We start from the raw sequence: 19,384 nt of genomic DNA, 5'->3' as shown, positions 1-19,384 counted from the left end.
ACTAATAGTTAGAGATTCACAGCTATTCTTTTGTTTGAAACGTAAGTTGGCTGCTTATAATAGTTGCGTAATGTATACTGCTCGTAAATGAAGAATTGATAGACGATAGAATCAAAATCATGATAGTAGCAGGAATTACCAAGTCGAGGTGCTAGGCGTACATATAGTACGTGAGCACCAGCAGATATTAGACTTACTGCATAAGTCAATCTAGTTGGTGATTTTGTCGTCGAAACTCGCCTCCGCTCCTCACGTACGTCTGTGTACGCGAAGGTCACCGGCTTCGTTTCTCCTAAAAATCCCGAAAGCTTCTTTGATTTATGCAGCAAGTCTATTGGATAATGACGACGCCAATTCTTGATTTTCATCGAGTATATCTAAAACATTTAGGATTAATACCTATTATTTAATTATATATCATACTTTTTATGCTACACTAAGTTACTATTATATCAATAATTTTATTTTTTATTATAATAAATAATTGCTCTTAGATGGTACAATTTAAATCAATAGTGATATTTTGGCTTAGGGACTAATTTGCTCAAAAATATTTACTACAAGCCTTCAAATATGAATATCCGGTTACTACAGTTAAAAGTGCAGCAATCCATAAAGCTATTTGGCCTATTAAATCCATATAAATTATACCTGAACCTTTAGAACCAAGAATTAACGCTGACAAAGCAAACATTTGGGTAAATGTTTTAATCTTAGCTAATCTAGACACAGGAATACTTACTTGAATTAAAGCTAGAAATTCACGTAGTCCAGCCACTAAAAATTCACGAGCTAAAATTAATAAGCACGGTATCTCTCCCGCTGCTCCTTTTTTTACCAACATTATAATTACACAACCTACTAATAATTTATCAGCTATTGGATCAAACATTTTACCAAACCCTGATACTAAATCAAATTTTCTAGCAAGATAACCGTCAAAAAAATCAGTAATACTAGCTATAATAAATAATAACGCTGCAATTCTATGAGCGAGTTTGGAGTTATCTAGATAAAAGGTTATTACAATAATTGGAATAACCACAATACGAGCTATCGTCAGATAATTTGGTATATTTTTATCAATATTCATTTATTATATATTTTTACTTCTTGATTTCTTGAGGAAATGACAACGACGGATTATGACCTAAATCCAAGAAAATAGGAACAAATTTTTATAGAATAACTTAAAAGAACTAACCTAGGTTGCCGTAACTTAAATGCTAGTATCAATCATCATTAACGCCTGATGGTTCTATCCCCTCTCTTTGTAAGTTCATTAAAATCAAGTCTAAATCTAACCCTAACTCTTGTGTACTAGCACTACACTCAGGCTCTTTAGGAAGAGAAGCTAAATAAGATGTTTCTTTAGTTTCAATAATTTCTAAACCTTTGCTTTGAAGCATTAGCAATACCAACAAGAGTAAGATAATGTTTTAATTGCTCTATTATCGCTTCCTGATCACCTTGCTTTATTCTTTCTGCTTGGGCAAAATAGTCTAAAGACTTTGTTGTATCAAGATATTTCCACGCTAACCCTAGATTAAATAAGATTTCATATAACGATCCCTTATAGGTCTCAGTTTGTAATTTTTCGGAACTATTAAGCAAAGAATTATGAGCATATTCAGCATATTTAATAGCATTATGGTAATCTGCTGCTGCTAAGAACTCTACACACATTACATTGTATAATACTATTGAGATAGTAGGTAACTTATGGGCTACAGCTTTATCTATGATATATTTTTGCAATTCAGCACTATCTTCATATTTATAGTACTGATATAATTTAACTAAAAATTCTAATTCTTCTTCTGTTATTATAACTCTTCCCATAAAAAAAACTCTTTAATATTAATCACATGGATAATATAGCATAAAATTTAGTGCCACTAATAACAAAAGATATTTTTTTAGAAAATTATTTGAGTATACTAACCCATAGCTACATTTTTTGTTTTTTACTTGTGTTTTTATTGGCGTCCATATATGACGGTTCAGGATGACTATTTTATTTAAATAACCCTTTCAACCCTTTCTCAATGGTAGATTTTACTTTGTTGACAGGAACATTATTAGAAGGTTCTACATGTTGATCGTTTTGTGTTCCTTCTCCTTCAGATTGTTCATTTTTTCTTCCTCCAATAATATTTTTTAATATATCTTCAGGCTTTGTACCTTTCTTAACGCCATCAACCACACTATTTACTAAATTTTTCGTGAGATATTCCTTTAATGCGTTAGTATCAAGTTTATGCTGTGGATTATTTAGATTGCCATACAGGCGAACTTTCAATGGTGGTATCGAATTTATATTTACATTAATAACACTATCTATATCAAGTGTATATTTAGGCAGGTTAATATTTCCAGTAACTGTTATCTCTGACGAGGCAGCATTTAATTTACCGTTTGTTATATTAACTATGCCTTGTGTTATTTCAGTATCTACAGCAAGTTTTTGAAATTTTGTTTCACCACTTGCAAAGAAACCATCGAGCATTTTTAAAATAGTTTGAAGGTCTCTAATATTTTTAAGGCTATCTAATACTTTTTGCAGATCGAATCCACTAACTTTACCGTTGGACGCCGTTAATGTTGCTTTACCAAATAAGTTACTTACATATTGCAATTGGCTCTGACCTTTTGTTTTTATATCGACTACAAAATTAACAAGTCCTTGTGTAACGTTAATTTTATCTCCTTGTGGTACTATATTTTTTAACTCGGCATCTTTAAGACTAGCTTTAAAACTAACAGGTTGATTAACTTGTGAAGAAATTTGTCCAGTAGCGGTTAAACTTCCCCCAAATAAATTACCATTTAAAGATTTAATATTCAGCACACCACCTGCAAGTAACATAGTAGTTTTGACATTATCAAAGATCAGGCTTCCTTTAATGATCTTTTGTATAGTTAAAGTTAAGTCTCCATCAAGCTTATTTAAAAATGATAAATCTATAATGTCTTTAGACCAAGGAACAGAATTATTTACACTTTGCCCAGAACTAGTAGATAAGCTATTAGATGGCACATCAGTGAAATCATCTAAATTTAGGGAAGCTATCATTATATCTGATAAAATTTTTGGTTTAGCAGACGCTAAATTGATAGTTACTGCTCCACTGAAATTTATAGGCTTCTTTTTAAACTCAAGAGTAAATTTATTTATATTAGTTTTAAGAAATTTTTGTTGTTTAATAGTCTCGCCCTTTAGCCACATATCTCCAAGACTAGTCGGTAGAGTCTTACCAAATAAACTAGCAATGGTGGGTATCTCACTAATTTTTACATTATAAGAAACCACTAGCTCTTTATCCCAATCCTTAACCCCAACATTGCCTGTTAAATTAGCTTTATCTGCAGTAAAATTAATGTCATTTAGAGATAAATTTTGATCTAAATAGGCAAAGCTTGTGGCAAAAGAAAATGTCTTATCTAATAATTTAACTCTTAAATCTACCTTATTATCTGCAAAATGGAAGTTAGCATTACCCTTAGCTAATATCTTACCTGCAGTAAAATCAATGTCACTAATTTTTAATAATTTCTTATCACTATTAATATTAAAAGTTAGTTTATGATCTAAATTGTGTAAGATAGGTATATCAGGAAAAATACTTTGCAGATTCTTAGCAGTTCCTTCCAATTTTAACTGTCCAGCAAAAGTCATATTGTCGTAAGCAAAGTTACCTGAGAAATTAACCTTTTCTTGTAGGGCATTTAAATCTACGGTTAAAGCTATGACACCTTGCTTGTCTTGTATATTACCTTTGACATCATAATTCTTACCGGAAGAATAAAACTGACAAGCTAAATCAGATGGACCGTGCAGCTCTTTGATTTCTAATCTATCAATATCTATTGTTGTTGGGATAGCATTATTACCCTTAGTCTTATCAGCAAAATCAACATAATTTAACTTAGCATCAACGATTTTAATTAAGTTGATATATAAAGAAAACGGTGCCTTGTTATCATTCATTTCACCCGTTGAAGTTTTACTAACATTGCTTGGTATTTTGGCAAATTCCCAAGAAGCCACACCATTACGCATCCGTTCTAAATTAATTACTGGTTTGTTAATTTCAATCGTTGAAATGTCTATCTTTCCTTTAAGTAAGGATAATATAGAAAGAGAAGCAGATACTTCCTTAACTTCCAGTAAAGAAGGGTAATGGGCATTAGGTAGAGAAGTAAGAGTTACGTCCTTAATGGTAATAGTCGGAGTGGGCAGCAAAGAGATGGTGATATCTCCATTAATTTGCAGCTCTCGACCAGTTATTTCTTTGACTTTATCAGAAGCTAGTCTTTTATATGATTCTAAGGAAATAAATAGAGGTGTTATTAGCAGTATAACAATTATTAAAATGAGTAACGCTACTGAATATTTTAGAAATTTTTGCACTACAATTCTCTTTTAATTATGTAAAGAATTCATTATAGCAGGTTATAACTTTTCCACTAATTAAAAAAATATTAAAGATAGTACTTAGTGGAGATATTGTAACCTGCTATAATAAAGTGCATTTTTGCATAATCTAGAAGAAATATTTTTATGGACTCAAACTACCAACTAAAATCATATTTATACTGCTTGGCTTACAAATACCGCATATACCTAGCTAGCCTTACGCTTATGTCCATTGGTGCTTCACTATTTACTTTATTCGTTAACTATCAAATTAAAGAAATTATTGATACTATTGCCAAAGATCCAAAAATAGATGTTACTCTACTTCTTTGGTTGTTTGCATTATATAAAATGATGAATCACGGTACGTTTTTTATCGTTAGGCTCTTTGATATTAAATACAAGCCAGTGATGCTTGCAGAAATCGTTGAAGATACTTATAGCAAGACTATGAAACATTCTTTACATTGGTTTGATTCCCATTTATCAGGAGAAATTGCCAGTAAAATTGCTGATTTTCAAGATGGTATTATAACCATAATTACTGTTCTCAATCGTTCTTTGGTACATCTTACAACTATGGTAAGTGGCATAATATTTTTGTTCATGATGAATTATAAAATAGCAGGGGTTGTAATTGCTTTTCTTGTTGTATATGTACCAATAATGTCAGTTTTACTCCAAAAACAAATGCAACTGCAAGAAGAATATGTTAAGGCACGACAAGAAGCAGTAGGCATTATCAACGACTCTATTGCCAACATTTTTGGTATCAAAATTATTGGTAATAGCTGGACAGAGATGAAATTAAAGCTCCTACCTGCCATTAATAAGTGGAAAGGTTGGGATCGAAAAACTCGGGTATATGATGCTTATTATGTAGATTTAACCGATAGCATATTAATTACTCTATTGGCAGCAGCCCAAATATTTGTGACAGCATATTTATACAAAACTGGACAAATCACTGCTGGTGATTTTGCCGTTAGTATAATAATTACTTCTAACATTGAATGGGCGATTGATCAGTTATTAGACAATATAATATTTTCCATCAACCCCAAAATCGCTGCCATCAAATCTTCATATAACTTTATTAATACTATTTCAGATGTTACCGATGCAGAAAATGCTAAGCTGCTTCCTCCTATCAAAGGTGACATTAAATACCAAGATGTCACCTTCAACTATGGTAGTGGTGGAGATAATATATTTGACAATCTTACATTGCATATCAAAGCTGGAGAAAGAATAGGGATAGTTGGTACATCAGGGGCTGGAAAAACTACCTTGATCAAATGTTTACTCCGATATTTCAATTTGCAAAGCGGAGCTATTTTAGTTGATGGATATGATATTTCACAGGTAACGGAAGAGTCGCTAAGAAGCAATATTTCAGTAATCCCGCAAGATATTACGATGTTTCATCGTTCTATTCTAGAAAATTTGCAGCTAGCTAAATATGATGCTACTTTACTAGAGATTGAAGAAGCATGTAAAAAAGCTAGAATACATGATGATATTCTACGAATGCCCAATGGTTACCATTCAATAGTTGGTGAACGAGGGGTAAAAGTAAGTGGCGGACAACGGCAACGGATTGCAATCGCTAGGGCTATTTTAAAAAATGCACCAATCCTTATTTTAGATGAAGCAACATCGGCACTTGATTCACCAACCGAGGCTCTAATTCAAAAATCTATTGATGAAGTTTTGGAGACCAGTAATGCTACAACTATAGTCGTTGCTCACCGTTTATCAACATTGCTGCATATGGATCGTATTTTAGTATTCAAGCGTGGCAAAATTGTGGAAGACGGTACTCATGCTATGTTAATCGCTAAAGGAGGAATCTACAAAACCCTGTGGGATGCACAATATAGAGGATTTTTGCCAAATGATAAAAATAAGAAAGCATGAAAATATAGAGTAACAAATATATACTCAAATCATTTGGATATATTGTAAAACTTTTGTGTTTCAAGGGAACAAATACTATTTGGAATAATTTTATGCCAAATAGTATCTGCAGGTTTTGTGGTAGAAATACAAAATATACCTGAAATAAATGCACGATAACCGTAGGCATTATCAGGTAATATTGATATACTTTTTGGCATTAGAACCATCGTTTTTTTAAATCCTAATGCATTGTTTGTATTTGGAATTAATAAATTTGATTTTACAGGAATTTCTTTCAATAACACCCCAGAAGGAAAAGGAGTTCTTAGTAGTAATGTACCAACATGTGGTATTTGTCCTTTTATTTTTAAATCATAATTTTCATCAGAATCATTAACTAATTGTGTAATAAGATGTGTATAAGGAAAATCTTTTTCTTTACACTCTTTAAAGTCTTCAACATATATTGTACCAATAATATTTTTCTCTTCTTTCCCATGAGTAGCAATTACATTTGCAACCAACATATAGAGTCGTTCTACTAGTTTTTCTTCATCTGCTTCTCCTAACTGTATTAATTTTTTCCTAGCAATCTCCCTAGACCACATCAAGTCAGGAATGTCATCTATAGAGTCAGGAAAGCCTGTACTTTGCATGTCATACTTATATACAAAGAACCAAAAAGCCTCTGCAGCAAGTTGTTCTATCAACATAGTGTTAATAATCATATTATTTCTCTATATTTGTTTATCAGAACCTTTTTACTTATGTTATAGACTTAACATAGATAGTGCAAGAAGAAATCATATCAATAGTAGAAAAAACAAATACAGCTACGTATTTGACTCATAGTTAACAACTTAATTTGTCCTATAGTTCCTAATAGAATTCGCTCCTTCTAGGAAACAAATCACTCAATCCTGTTTCTTCAATTGTGAACTTGATAGCAGTGCTTCAAGTGTGAGTTCCTAAGAAACTTATTATTAATCAATTCTTAAAAACATAACAATTGTTATTGTATTCTTATTCATTATTTTTTATAGTCTACATATTTCAGCGGATCAACAGCTATCTTTCCCTCGCGAATAGCAAAATGTAGCTGAGGATATTTAGCATCTCCAGTACTCCCTACATGTCCTATTATCTTGCCTTGTGAAATTGTTGCTCCTTTTTGAATAAGTAGGTCTTGCAAATGAGCATAAGCAACATAAAGGTCGCTATTATCTAACTTTATTATTAATAAATTACCAAACTTTGTATCATTACCTGCAAACACTACTTGACCTGTTGCAATAGATTCTACAGCAGTTCCTTCGTCTGCAGCAATATTAATTCCTTTGCTTTTTCCTTTAGATGTTTGTTCACCAAATTTGATAATAATTTTACCATCGATTGGTTTGATAAATTTGGGGGTATTAATTGGTACAGCATTTTCTGCTTCTCTTATAGCACTTTTTCTTATGGATATTTCTTGGTTTTTTTTATTTAATAGCTCAGTACTAACTTTTATCATGATAATTTGAGATTTGTTAAGATGATATGGTTCAGACATGTTATTTAGCTCAGCTAATTGTTCTGCCGTTTGACCATACTCATTGGCTATCGATTCTAACGTTTCCCCTGGTTGTACCTCACGGTAGATTATCTTATTATCATCTAGCTTTACTTTTGGGACTATTATTACATCGTCTCGATTTTCAGTTTCTATGGCATTACGATCTTTTAAGAAACCAGTTGGAGCATCAAAATCTTTTTCTTTCTCATCAATTTCTCTACTTATTATTTCATCTTCATCACTTTCTAATATGTTCTTATTCTCGGAATATGCTGTAGTTGGTGAATTGATGGTTGTAGACTTTTTGGTAAAATCCTTTCCATGATTATACTCAATAGGGGCTGGAGGTTGTGTGCTACATCCAGAAATCAAAAAGACTATAAAATAGACAAAAACTATATTATTCTTCATAACTTACCAAAAAATTTGCAATTTTATTATGCAATAAACTAACTTTAATATAGAATCAAGTCTAGTATTTTTTTATCAAAATTAAGTAATTATGAAAACTTACGATCTTATAATAGCCAGTGATCACTCTGGATTTCTACTCAAGAGCAAAATTATCAGTTATTTACACGATAAAAATATATCTATTCTTGATTGTGGTACTTACAATCAAGAAATAGTGGATTATCCAGATTATTCTAAAAAAGTTGTTGATGGGATTTTAGAAAATGTAGCTCCTTTGGGAATTTTAATTTGTGGAACTGGCATAGGTATGTCAATTGCCGCAAATCGTACGTCTGAAATAAGGGCAGCTTTATGTTTTGACTTATTTATGGCAGAAAGATCAAGGGCTCATAATGATGCTAATATAATAGTGTTAGGAGCTAAAATACCTAATGAGGAATTAGTTTGTAAAATGATCGATAAATTTTTAACGACTAAATTTGAAGGGGGAAGGCATAGTGCTAGATTAGCAAAAATAAACTAACTCATGTATGGAACTACCCAAAAATGCAAGAAAAAAAATAATACTTGACAGAAAAAAAGCAAATGCAGTCATGTATTTGCTTTTTTTCTGTCAAGTATTATTTTTTTTCTTGCATTTTTGGGTAGTTCCATACATGAGTAAACTAATTTTCTTTTGAATCCATTATTTACCTGATTTATAACAAGTGATATTAGAGCATTTCCAAACTAATTTGCTGTTGCTTTCATTATCAAACAGCCCACATTATTATTTTGTTCATCAGAGATGTCCAATGCCGTTCTACAATGATAATTAGTAGCCTTAATGTTTATACCACGCATAATTAACAATTTTGCTATATAGTAATTATTAGTTTCTGCAGCTTCATGTAAAAGAGTATAATTATCATTCCCCCTTCTTTGGATGATTGGATAATTATCCAAAAGAACCCTAAGAACAAATAAATTATTTTTTCTAACTGCCTCAAATGCTCTATCCGTTGCATCACTTACTATAGTAGTATGGAAAACACTATCATAATTATCAATAAAATTATCTATCATCTTTCTTTGCTGCTTTCTATTGTCACTATCATAAATTTTCTTAAACATTTGAATAAATGAATACATATCCATTTGCTCTAATCTTGCCTCTTCTGTAAGCTCTCCCAATACGACATCATCATTTGGTAAAAGTAACATTTGTGCTTCATCTTGTACAAATTCAGTTATTTTAGGCGATGTTTCTTTGATGGTGCTAGCTTTATCTTTTGTAATTGTAGATTGATTAGGTTGATGCTTATTTACTTCTTGCACTTCTTTGGTTACATTACTATCTTTCTCTAGGACAGTTTTATTAGAGTCATCTAGTTGCTTATCCTTTTTTACAAATACTGGTATAGGAGTTTGAGGATTAGTCATTTTAGATTCAGTATTTTCCTTAGGTGATACTATCGGTACGATAGGAGCAGTTATTTGTGGTTCAGTAGGCTTTTTTTCTTGCGAAGAAGGCAATATATCTAGATTAGGAGCAACCACTTCTTTATTATCTGCATTACTTGGCTGCTGTAATATTACTGGATCTTTCTCTTTATCAGGTATAGTTACAGAAGGTACGATAGGAGTAATAGCTTGTGGCTCAGACTTATTACTACTCGGAATATCTATTTGAGGTTCAGACTGGGCAGATGAATCAAGTGGCTTAATAGGTACAGCATCTTTAAGCTCAGTTGCTGGAAGAGTAGGAGAATCTTTGTTGGTATTACTGTCATTCTTGCTAGGTGGATCTAAATCAATTTTTTGGTACGGATGTTTATATAATTGATCCAATTCTTTTGTATTTTCTAAGGTTGGTAATTTATTATTCCCTAAATCAATGAAGGAATCTGTCTCACCTTCTTCATTATTAGTATCTTGCGGTGTGGATGCTGGTTTGCTTGATCCTGATACTTCATTATCAATTTTCTTAGAATGCATAAATTGCTGTATTTTTTCCAGCAAAGAATCTGCCTCTTCTTTCTGTTTATTCACTTTATCACTTTCTAATTGTGGCAGTGCTGGAGGAAGAGGTGGTGGAGCAGCATCAGCCTTATCCATAAACAAAAAGATAGTTATTAGGACTATAAAAAATTTGTTACCTAAGATAATCTTCTTACTTTCCATGTTAAAGTGCATTTATAATTATTCTCACGTTAAATTTACCCAACTCTTAAAATCATAGCAGTATACTGCTCGTAAATGAAGAGTTGGTAGACGATAGTATAACTTCAAGAAGAGCTAGGCAGTAGCAAAGTCGAGCGGCGTAGCGTACATGAGTAACTAGGCAGCTTCGATCTTTAGACACGACAACGCCAATTCTTGAAGTTCTACCTGAGTATATACAACTTATTTATCAAAGCTTATAGCTAGACTTTTAAATTACCCTGTTAACCTCAATTTTGGATTAAAATTTTTAATTTTAATCTAAAACTGAGGTTGTTAAAATAAGACTAACACAAATGATATCCTCCACTAAGTCATTTTTTATCATTTGGTATTAATTTTTGGATTTCTTTTTCTACCAATTGTTTTACTAATAAAGGCAAGTTTGTATTTAACCATTGACTCAATTGTGGTCGTAACATTTCAATAATTATATCCTCTAATGTTTTGACCGTAGGGTTCGAAGCATTTGCACTAATCTCCTGAGCTGTTTTAGAGAAATGCTGAAAAATCTTAGTAGTTTCTGCTGCAGATTTATCGGATACCAAGGATGTCTGCAATAGTTCCTCTTCTAGTTCACTATGCCTATTATTTTCTAACTTATTTGCCTCATCCTCTACTATATTTGTCAATTCTAATATTTCATCATCGTTAGATTGGCTATTACTATAGTTAATTGAGGAGAAGTCGGTAGAGTTATCTTTATATGTAGGCGGTGTCGCTCCATCGCTCCTATTACCCAATCCTCCTGCATTGATTGTAGCACGACTATCAATCGCTCCTTTAATTGATTTCAATATCTCTTCAACTGACATGTCTTGGTTTTTTCTATGATCTTTACTCATTAAAAACCTATAATAAGTTTCTTTTTAAGTCCTTTAAACTCATCTTCAGGAGTAAAATATTTAACTTTCAAATTTAAGCTTTTTGCTGTCAATTCCCCAATTAAAGATTTCATTTGGTAAGCTGCTAAAATAGAGTCTCTGTGTGCATCAACTTTTGACACCCTAGCACTATGTAATTTTTCTTCAGCAGTTAAAACGTCTAAGATTGTTTTAGAACCAACAATTTCTTCCTGTATTGTGCCATTATAAGCTATTTGAGCGGCTTCTACACCTTGTGATGTAGCAATAATTTTAGACTTTGCTGCTTCAAATCCTTCCCAACTACCAATAGCACTTGCCCTAATTTGCTTTATTGTATCATCAAGTTGAATAGCTGCACTCCTAGTACTATTTCTAGCTTTCCTAATTCTTAAATATTCGCTACCCCCGTGAGGATAAATAGGTATATTAATTGATAATGTAGATGTAGTACTTCTATTGTTGGTATTATATGGACTTTCTGGAGTGTAATGGGTTTTACCAGATTGAACTTTAAAGCTTACCTTGGGTAAAAGTTCAGCTTTTGCTGCCAGTTCACTAGCTTTATAACTTTTAACACTATGTCTTGTACTATCTATGTTAGGATTAACATTTATCGCTCTTTGCATTAAATCCTCTAATGAAGTAGGTAAATTATCAGGTATAGGAGGCATATCAATATCATTTGCTTCTATACCGAACATTCGAATGAAGCTTGCTTTTGTTGCTTGATAATTAGCATATGCGGTTAACTTCTCAGTTTCAGCTTTTGCAAGACCAGCCTTGGCACTAGCTAAATCTATTGATGTTGCCTCACCTAATTCTAGTTTTTCTTCAATGGTTTCTAATTGCTGTTTGTTAGCTTTTACACTAGTTTCAGAAATCTCATATTTTTCTTTTGTTTCATAACAATCGAGATAAGTTTTTATTAGGTTAAGAAGAATTTTTTGTTCTTCTGCATAATATTTAGCACGTGATGCCCTAAAAGCTGATTGGGCGGCTTTCAAATTTGCAACACTACTCCCACCACTGAATAGAGGCAGCTCTATTACTAAGGCTCCCTGTTGTGATTTCAGCTCTTTTTTATTAGAAGGAGCATATTGACTATTTGGTTTATTCGTATTAATAGCAGAATCAATATTATAAGACGCACTGGGCATAAAACCTGAAAAAGCTGCAGGGAACTGTTCAATTTCATTTAAAAAAGTCTGCCTATTGATTTGTAACTCACCATTATTATTATACGCACTAGTTAGAGCATCAGACAAGTTAATAGCATAAACTGAATAGTTTAATAAAATGATAACGGTGAAGTATATGAATTTATGCATAATTGGTTTTCTAAAAATATGTTTATGTTAAAAAATTTTGCTAGCTTATGCAAGAAGTTAAAGGTATTCTTGATCTAAAACTTGATTTGTTGTGATAAAGCTAGCACGTATAGCTAAAAAATATTAGACTTGCTGCATAAATCAAAGATAGTTGAGGGATTTTTAGGAGAAACGAAGCCGGCTACCTTCGCGTACACAGACGTACGTGAGGAGCGGAGGCGAGTTTCGACGACAAAATCACCAACTAGATTGACTTATGCAGTAAGTCTATTTAATCAGATCAAATCAAGTAGCCACAATTTAGGATAAGAATTAGTTAATTCTTATCCCAAATTCGCGTAAGTAGCTATAACATATCAAAAACTAACTGTCAGAGCAATATAACAGTTTTAAAGTGTAGTTTTTATTTGTATTATTTGAGTAATAATTTAAAAATTTTAATATAATTCAATTATCTATTATGCCTAATATATACTCTTTCCTTTCAAAAGTCGCTTTACCCACTATCTTATCAAATGCTTCTATTGCTAGTGCTATAGAACAGTTAAAGTTTGATTCTATGAAAACACTCAAAACGTTTCCTAGGAACTTAAGAGCTATTAAAAAAAGAGTTGACTATATATATAACATATTTCTAGATTCAGAAGATCAACAAAGGGAGCGAGAAATAGCTGAATCATTCAGAGAAACAGTAGGTAATTCCTTAGATGAATTAGAAAAGTACATTGATGAACAGCAACAGGTAAAGGAAGAGATATTATTCTTTGAAGATGCTTTCATTGAGCTAATAATAAAAGTTCTTGAAAGTATTTTGGAGTTTCAAAATAAACTAGATAACTTGTATCCTGGAGCGTCAAAAGATATAGTTGATTATTTAGGTAATTTATTAGTTGGTATAATAGCTGTACAAATGCCTGTAGTTGGTTTAATACTCAAGGGAAGTGGCTTATTAGAATCAGTAAAATCTTTTCTCAGTACTGAAAATTTAACGAAGACAGTAGAAAATTGGCAAGAAAAACTAGAAATAGTTAGAGGAAAACGAGCCGAAATAGAAAAAAGTACAAACCTTAAAGAAAAATATTCCAAAGCTACGCAGATTGTTGAAATCGCAGAAATAGCAGGAGTATCACCTGTAGCTGTAGCAGAATTAGGGTTAGATATTGACTCTTTGAAGAAAGTTAATAAATTGGTTGTACAAGATCCAAAAGAAAAAAAATCTTTTAAAAAACTTATTGACTTATCTGAAGAAATCCCTCATACTAAAGATGGTATAATGGGAGGTGTTGACCTTCTACGTAAAGGTATGGCTAAAATCCTTGGAAATATACCTAATCAAGGAAAAGATCTAAAAAAATTAATTGAAACCGAATTATCTCACATAAAAGAAAACCTCATTGCTGCATTAGATCCCAATAAAAGCATTCTTGAGAAGTTAGGATATTGCCAAAAAGCAGCCAAAAATATATTGATTATTGAATCAAAAATACAAGAAACAGTCAAATTAATGCCTGACAGGGAAAAAATCACCAAATCTTTTATAAATTTAGTTAAGGATAAGACAAAAAATATTCTGCCAGCTTATTTTTTAAAAAACCTTACATCGTTAAGCACCCCGTTAAAATCGTTGCCTGAATTACTACAAATAGGAAATGCTATGAAAGTAGTCCTTGAAAATAATAGTAGTAAAACCCAAGGTGTAGTACGAAAAAGGTAATATTTAGTATATATAGTCAATTGATAAGAATTTGGTGACGTCGTCACTCGTCGCTCCTACTACCCACTTCTCCTAAATGGACTATAATTTTAGTAAACTACTTGAAAACTATACACTTGCTGTAATTTTGGTGTATAGTTATTCTTTATCTTTCATTTTATGTATAAATATGTCAACTAATCAACAGCAATCAATAGCAGAAGTAGAATATGGAGCTGACTCCATCAAAGTTTTAAAAGGTCTTGAGGCAGTTAAGAAAAGGCCTGGTATGTATATTGGTGATACTGACGATGGTTCAGGATTACATCATATGATTTACGAAGTCGTTGATAACGCCATAGATGAAGCTTTAGCTGGTCACTGTGACCTAATTAAAGTAATCCTAAATGCTAACGGATCTGTAACAGTACGTGATAATGGACGTGGGATACCTGTTGATATTCACGAAGAAGAAGGTATATCAGCAGCTGAAGTTATTATGACCCAATTACATGCTGGTGGTAAGTTTGATCAAAATTCTTATAAAATATCTGGTGGATTGCATGGTGTTGGTGTATCTGTGGTAAATGCTCTGTCAGAATGGTTAGAACTTAGAATTTGGCGGGATAATAAGGAATATTTTATAAAATTTAGAGATGGGGCGGCTGAAATGCCACTTGTACTAAAAGGAGAGTCCGTAGAAAAAAAAGGCACTGAGATTACTTTCCTTCCATCTATTACCACTTTTAGCTCAATTGAATTTAATTTTGCTACTGTAGAGCATAGACTTAGAGAACTAGCCTTTTTGAATTCTGGTGTTAGGATATTACTAAAGGATCATCGTTTTGCTGAACAACAAGAAGTAGAGTTTTGTTTTACTGGTGGTGTAGAAGCTTATGTCAAATATATAGATAAAGCTAAAACTTCATTACATAAATGTATATCACTTAATACCAATAACCAAGTAACAGGGATTACTTTCGAACTAGCTATGAATTGGAATGATTCATATCATGAAAATATTTTATGTTTTACCAATAATATAAGGCAGCGTGATGGTGGTACGCACCTTATTGCCTTTAAAGCCGCTCTTACTAGAGTTGTCACAACTTATATTGAGAATACTCAGCTTAACAAAAAAAATAAAGTAAATTTCACTGGTGATGATACGAGAGAAGGTCTCTCATGTATTTTATCAGTAAAAGTACCAGACCCTAAGTTTTCTTCACAAACTAAAGATAAATTAGTTAGTTCTGAGGTTCGACCTATCGTAGAAGGTGCCGTATATACTAAGATTTTAGAATGGTTTGAAGAACATCCTAGTGACGCAAAAATAATTATTAATAAAATTATTGAAGCTGCAACTGCTAGAGAAGCAGCAAAAAGAGCAAGGGAATTAACTCGTCGGAAATCGGCTCTTGAAATTTCTAACTTACCTGGGAAACTTGCCGATTGTCAAGAGAAAGACCCTGCTCTTTCAGAGTTATTTATTGTGGAAGGAGACTCTGCCGGTGGTACAGCAAAGCAGGGTAGAGATAGGAAATTTCAAGCAATCTTGCCACTGCGAGGTAAAATCTTAAACGTTGAAAGAGCTAGATTTGATAAAATGTTAAACTCTGAGCAAGTAGGGACTCTAATAACAGCTCTTGGCACTGCTATTGGTAATGAAGACTTTTCTTTGGATAAGTTAAGATATCATAAAATAATTATTATGACTGATGCTGATGTTGATGGTTCGCACATCAGAACCTTATTACTTACTTTCTTTTACCGGCATATGCGTCAATTAATTGATAAAGGATATCTATATATAGCTCAGCCGCCTTTATATAAAGTAAAAAAAGGTAATAACGAGCTTTACTTAAAAAATGAACAAGCTCTGCAAGATTATTTAGTCAAATCTACTATTAGTGATGCAACAATTATGCTGTATAATGGGGCAGAGATCATTGGTAATGATCTTGAGGGGACAATAAAGGCGGTTATCAGGTTTACTACGTTACTTGACCAAGTAAGCAAAAAATTTAATAGGCAAATTGCAGAATGTCTAGCTATAAAAGGTTTATTAGGTAATCAAATATTTGATGAAAATAAAACGAATGAAATAAATCAGGCTTTAAATATTTTGAATCTTGGTGATATCGCACCTGATAAGACAGACTGGCAGTTTATAGTTAACGCAAATAATATAGAATTTTTCCGTTTTGTTCGTGGAGTAAAAGAAAGTAAAATTTTATCAAAAGAACAGCTTGAATCTTTTGAATTTATTCAGCTAGCTAAAGCATTTACCCCACTTGTAAATTTATTTATTGGACAAGCAAAGCTGTTGATCAAAAACCAGGAATTTATGATTACGTTACCTAGTATGTTGCTAAATTATATATTAGAAAGCGGCAAGAAAGGTATAGCTATTCAACGTTTTAAAGGTCTTGGGGAGATGAATTCTGATCAGTTAGGAGAGACAACATTAGATCCACAAAAAAGAACTTTACTGCAAGTTAAAGTACATGAGCAAGATAGTGCCGAGGTGATTTTTTCAACATTAATGGGAGATATTGTTGAACCTAGAAGACAATTCATTCAAGCAAATGCTTTGAATGTAGTTAATTTAGATGTTTAAAACTCATAGGCACTACCGTTAACTAAGTTGTTATAGCAAAAAGTAGAAGTATATTGGGATACCATTCATCCAAATGGCGACTAAAAATAGATATCATCAAGATAGGTTGTATAATGATGAAAAATTACTTGAACCAGATTAAATTGGGTATACTCTTCTGCTTTAAAGAATTGGCTTTTGCAAATACTTGCGGAGAATTCGCATACGAGCAACGGTTTACTACGCCTAGTCCTCTCACCCCTTGTTTTACGCTCCAATTCTCCAAATCATTTGAGTATATTAAGATTGTATTCATGGTGTTCATGGGTTTTTTCGCTTTTGAAGCAAATGCTCAAATTGTACAAGCATCTTCGGTTAACGAGATTAAAACATATGCTTCTCAATTTGATGGCGAAAACACTCTTATTTTATTTGACCTCGATTATGTGCTGTTTGTACCACGGGATAGCGTGTTGAGATATGCGGGCGAAAAAGACAATTATCGCTCAAAACACCTCAAAGCCATCTTTAAAGATTTCCAAGGAAAAGAGATTGCACTTAATGGGCGTAAAGTACCGATGGCTGAGTATTTAACTAGTCAGATTTTGTCTTCTATTAAGGTTGAATTGCTTTCTCTAGACATGCCAAATTTTGTTAACGAACTTGATGCTCAAAAAATGACTATTGTTGGGTTTACGGCCAACAGCAGTGGGAACTATGGTATCGTTCAGAATGAAGCACAACTTCATTTATCACGCTTAAAGTCTCTTGGATATCATTTTAAAGATAATGGTGATTTATTAAAGGAGGACTTTCCTAAATGTATCTCTCGTGTTATATTCACGAACAAAATAGATAAAGGGAAAGTGCTTTTAGGTTTCTTGGAGCAATTAAATAAAAATTACAAAAATATCATTTTTGTCGATGACCACTTGAAAAATCTAATTTCAGTGCAAAATGTACTTAAAGATAAATATCCTCAAATTAATTATCTAGGTATTCATTATACTGAACTCAAAGATAAAAATGAGGTATTAAATCAGGATATAGCAGATAAACAGTTTCAAGTATTATCCCAAGATCATATATGGCTGAGTGACGATGAGGCACAAGCTCGACTGAAGATGAGGTCCATCCGAAATTCTGATTAAAAGGGATCAAATTTCAATTCTAGTTAACCACCTCTCTCTTACTCAAGGCATTTTGTACAATATCTATGTTCTCTGATAGTGATTTTTTGTCCGAAAATTACACTAGACTTCTTTCGAAACTCTACTTCTGCTGGTGATTTGGACAATGATGTGGTACTCGAATCCGTAACGGAATTAGAGTACGCTGCGGTTCGAGGTGAAGCGTCTCCTTCAAATCCCTCAGCACAAGCGAGTTTCGAAAGAGGTCTACTATCACATCTTCCGATTTTTTGCTCCTACTTAGAAATGTTCACAAAGGCTAATTTTATAATTCACATTTAACCTAATTTTTCTTTACATTATTCAACTTTGGCTTTATTCCTCATTTGTAATAAAACTGAGGCTTGTTTATCACTTAACCAAATAGATTGAGTTTTAAGAAAGTTTTGCTGCAAAGTAGAAATATTGTTTGTAAATTTTTGTTCTACAAATTTATCATAGTTATATTCTACTAGCACTATTTTACCAATCTGATTTTCTAGGTGTTTTTCAATAGAATCTAAATTTTGAGGTTTATCGTCTATCACCACTATCTTGCTATAGGCAGTATGTTGTTGATCAAGGTATGCCTTGAGAACTAATCCCTTTTCATATCCTCTTGCAAAAATAACTCCCTCAATGGCTTTTGGCTGGGGTCTTTTTTGTTTATCAATTTTTATTTGACCGTGATATCTTTTATCAAACAATAATCCTTTATCTTTAAGCATATCAACACGATCTTGTTCCTGATCAAAATATGGATTATTTGGTCCCATTGATGTTAAGGCAATAACGTCATAACCATTGAACTTTAGAAACCAAAAGTGTTTCATTAAGCTTGGTTCAATTAGCTTATATTCCATCTGAGCAGCAATAAGTGCATATATATTTTTTCTCTGAGCTAGACCTTGTGATTTTTCAATGTCATCAAGAAATTTATGACGTACCTCTCGATTATTATGGCTTAAGTAGCTGTTCTTAGGACAAAGAATAACTCCATCAATATCAAATACAATTAGCGTATCTTTACCTTTTATTGGGTCATTTTTAATTTGATCAACTAAATTATCAAAAGAATGTAGCTTTATTCTTTCAATACTTGCAAATGCTTCTATTACGATAAATTGCAAAATTAGAATTATTAAAGTTTTTCTCATAAAAATTCTCTATTCATATTTTTAATGATGATTATTATTAATATTCACACTTAAGTTGAGTTATTTTTGCTTATACTTT

At 32.3% G+C, this 19,384-nt stretch carries 17 protein-coding genes; 6 read left to right on the top strand and 11 right to left on the bottom strand.

Going from position 1 to position 19,384, the window contains the following annotated elements; translation table 11 throughout:
- Positions 1-8: 8 nt before the first annotated feature.
- From AAGD36_RS03695 to AAGD36_RS03675, 5 genes are all read right to left on the bottom strand, one after another.
- Positions 9-368: a hypothetical protein gene (locus AAGD36_RS03695; protein ID WP_341754987.1), complete on the bottom strand. Its 360-nt coding sequence runs from the start codon at positions 366-368 to the stop codon at positions 9-11.
- A gap of 176 nt (positions 369-544) precedes the next feature.
- Complete coding sequence (pgsA, locus tag AAGD36_RS03690) at positions 545-1,093, bottom strand: CDP-diacylglycerol--glycerol-3-phosphate 3-phosphatidyltransferase (RefSeq protein WP_341754986.1); 549 nt, start codon at positions 1,091-1,093, stop codon at positions 545-547.
- 139 nt (positions 1,094-1,232) lie between these two features.
- Entirely contained in the window at positions 1,233-1,409 is a 177-nt protein-coding gene (locus AAGD36_RS03685; RefSeq protein WP_341754985.1) for a hypothetical protein, read from the bottom strand.
- Entirely contained in the window at positions 1,378-1,842 is a 465-nt protein-coding gene (locus AAGD36_RS03680; RefSeq protein ID WP_341754984.1) for a hypothetical protein, read from the bottom strand. Before AAGD36_RS03680 ends, AAGD36_RS03685 begins: the two co-directional genes overlap by 32 nt.
- Before the next feature lie 175 nt (positions 1,843-2,017).
- Positions 2,018-4,414, bottom strand: coding sequence for an AsmA family protein (locus AAGD36_RS03675; RefSeq protein ID WP_341754983.1), 2,397 nt, complete (start codon positions 4,412-4,414; stop codon positions 2,018-2,020).
- A 231-nt stretch (positions 4,415-4,645) separates the two neighbouring features.
- Between AAGD36_RS03675 and AAGD36_RS03670 the strand changes: the two genes are divergently transcribed.
- The gene (locus AAGD36_RS03670) at positions 4,646-6,340 is read left to right on the top strand and encodes an ABC transporter ATP-binding protein (RefSeq protein WP_341754982.1); all 1,695 of its coding nucleotides are present in this window, start codon (positions 4,646-4,648) and stop codon (positions 6,338-6,340) included.
- A gap of 29 nt (positions 6,341-6,369) precedes the next feature.
- Here the strand turns inward: AAGD36_RS03670 and AAGD36_RS03665 are convergent, their stop codons facing one another.
- Positions 6,370-7,050: a hypothetical protein gene (locus AAGD36_RS03665; RefSeq protein WP_341747327.1), complete on the bottom strand. Its 681-nt coding sequence runs from the start codon at positions 7,048-7,050 to the stop codon at positions 6,370-6,372.
- A 302-nt stretch (positions 7,051-7,352) separates the two neighbouring features.
- Positions 7,353-8,288, bottom strand: coding sequence for a LysM peptidoglycan-binding domain-containing M23 family metallopeptidase (locus AAGD36_RS03660; protein ID WP_341754981.1), 936 nt, complete (start codon positions 8,286-8,288; stop codon positions 7,353-7,355).
- A 91-nt stretch (positions 8,289-8,379) separates the two neighbouring features.
- Between AAGD36_RS03660 and rpiB the strand changes: the two genes are divergently transcribed.
- Complete coding sequence (gene rpiB, locus AAGD36_RS03655; protein ID WP_341754980.1) at positions 8,380-8,814, top strand: ribose 5-phosphate isomerase B; 435 nt, start codon at positions 8,380-8,382, stop codon at positions 8,812-8,814.
- 206 nt (positions 8,815-9,020) lie between these two features.
- On the opposite strand, the gene AAGD36_RS03650 is transcribed toward rpiB, so the two are convergent.
- From AAGD36_RS03650 to AAGD36_RS03640, 3 genes are all read right to left on the bottom strand, one after another.
- The gene (locus tag AAGD36_RS03650; protein ID WP_341754979.1) at positions 9,021-10,454 is read right to left on the bottom strand and encodes a hypothetical protein; all 1,434 of its coding nucleotides are present in this window, start codon (positions 10,452-10,454) and stop codon (positions 9,021-9,023) included.
- Between the two features lie 353 nt (positions 10,455-10,807).
- Entirely contained in the window at positions 10,808-11,338 is a 531-nt protein-coding gene (locus tag AAGD36_RS03645) for a DUF2497 domain-containing protein (RefSeq protein WP_341754978.1), read from the bottom strand.
- Complete coding sequence (locus AAGD36_RS03640) at positions 11,338-12,687, bottom strand: TolC family protein (RefSeq protein WP_341754977.1); 1,350 nt, start codon at positions 12,685-12,687, stop codon at positions 11,338-11,340. Before AAGD36_RS03640 ends, AAGD36_RS03645 begins: the two co-directional genes overlap by 1 nt.
- A 129-nt stretch (positions 12,688-12,816) precedes the next feature.
- On the opposite strand from AAGD36_RS03640, the gene AAGD36_RS03635 reads away from it, so the two are divergent.
- The 4 genes from AAGD36_RS03635 (at position 12,817) to AAGD36_RS03620 (ending at position 18,130) form a co-directional block, all read left to right on the top strand.
- On the top strand, positions 12,817-12,996 hold the full coding sequence (locus AAGD36_RS03635) for a hypothetical protein (protein WP_341754976.1): 180 nt from the start codon (positions 12,817-12,819) through the stop codon (positions 12,994-12,996).
- 151 nt (positions 12,997-13,147) lie between these two features.
- On the top strand, positions 13,148-14,401 hold the full coding sequence (locus AAGD36_RS03630) for a hypothetical protein (RefSeq protein WP_341754975.1): 1,254 nt from the start codon (positions 13,148-13,150) through the stop codon (positions 14,399-14,401).
- Positions 14,402-14,570: 169 nt separating this feature from the next.
- Positions 14,571-17,000, top strand: coding sequence for a DNA topoisomerase (ATP-hydrolyzing) subunit B (gene gyrB, locus AAGD36_RS03625; protein ID WP_341754974.1), 2,430 nt, complete (start codon positions 14,571-14,573; stop codon positions 16,998-17,000).
- Between the two features lie 116 nt (positions 17,001-17,116).
- Entirely contained in the window at positions 17,117-18,130 is a 1,014-nt protein-coding gene (locus tag AAGD36_RS03620; RefSeq protein ID WP_341754973.1) for a DUF2608 domain-containing protein, read from the top strand.
- Between the two features lie 338 nt (positions 18,131-18,468).
- Here the strand turns inward: AAGD36_RS03620 and AAGD36_RS03610 are convergent, their stop codons facing one another.
- Complete coding sequence (locus tag AAGD36_RS03610; RefSeq protein ID WP_341754972.1) at positions 18,469-19,305, bottom strand: DUF2608 domain-containing protein; 837 nt, start codon at positions 19,303-19,305, stop codon at positions 18,469-18,471.
- Positions 19,306-19,384 lie beyond the last annotated feature (79 nt).

The sequence above is a fragment of the Candidatus Tisiphia endosymbiont of Ptychoptera albimana genome (assembly GCF_964026605.1).
In the GTDB taxonomy this organism is placed as follows: domain Bacteria; phylum Pseudomonadota; class Alphaproteobacteria; order Rickettsiales; family Rickettsiaceae; genus Tisiphia.
This window is presented reverse-complemented; position numbering and strand designations above follow the sequence as displayed.

Bases quoted from the DNA above. Each gene is read 5' to 3' on its own strand.
- rpiB (WP_341754980.1), top strand. From the start codon at position 8,380: ATGAAAACTTACGATCTTATAATAGCCAGTGATCACTCTGGATTTCTA.
- AAGD36_RS03670 (WP_341754982.1), top strand. From the start codon at position 4,646: ATGTCCATTGGTGCTTCACTATTTACTTTATTCGTTAACTATCAAATT.
- AAGD36_RS03610 (WP_341754972.1), bottom strand. From the start codon at position 19,305: ATGAGAAAAACTTTAATAATTCTAATTTTGCAATTTATCGTAATAGAA.
- AAGD36_RS03695 (WP_341754987.1), bottom strand. From the start codon at position 368: ATGAAAATCAAGAATTGGCGTCGTCATTATCCAATAGACTTGCTGCAT.
- AAGD36_RS03630 (WP_341754975.1), top strand. From the start codon at position 13,148: ATGCCTAATATATACTCTTTCCTTTCAAAAGTCGCTTTACCCACTATC.
- AAGD36_RS03645 (WP_341754978.1), bottom strand. From the start codon at position 11,338: ATGAGTAAAGATCATAGAAAAAACCAAGACATGTCAGTTGAAGAGATA.
- gyrB (WP_341754974.1), top strand. From the start codon at position 14,571: ATGTCAACTAATCAACAGCAATCAATAGCAGAAGTAGAATATGGAGCT.
- AAGD36_RS03650 (WP_341754979.1), bottom strand. From the start codon at position 10,454: ATGGAAAGTAAGAAGATTATCTTAGGTAACAAATTTTTTATAGTCCTA.
- AAGD36_RS03660 (WP_341754981.1), bottom strand. From the start codon at position 8,288: ATGAAGAATAATATAGTTTTTGTCTATTTTATAGTCTTTTTGATTTCT.
- AAGD36_RS03680 (WP_341754984.1), bottom strand. From the start codon at position 1,842: ATGGGAAGAGTTATAATAACAGAAGAAGAATTAGAATTTTTAGTTAAA.
- AAGD36_RS03640 (WP_341754977.1), bottom strand. From the start codon at position 12,687: ATGCATAAATTCATATACTTCACCGTTATCATTTTATTAAACTATTCA.
- AAGD36_RS03685 (WP_341754985.1), bottom strand. From the start codon at position 1,409: ATGCTTCAAAGCAAAGGTTTAGAAATTATTGAAACTAAAGAAACATCT.
- pgsA (WP_341754986.1), bottom strand. From the start codon at position 1,093: ATGAATATTGATAAAAATATACCAAATTATCTGACGATAGCTCGTATT.
- AAGD36_RS03665 (WP_341747327.1), bottom strand. From the start codon at position 7,050: ATGATTATTAACACTATGTTGATAGAACAACTTGCTGCAGAGGCTTTT.
- AAGD36_RS03620 (WP_341754973.1), top strand. From the start codon at position 17,117: ATGAAAAATTACTTGAACCAGATTAAATTGGGTATACTCTTCTGCTTT.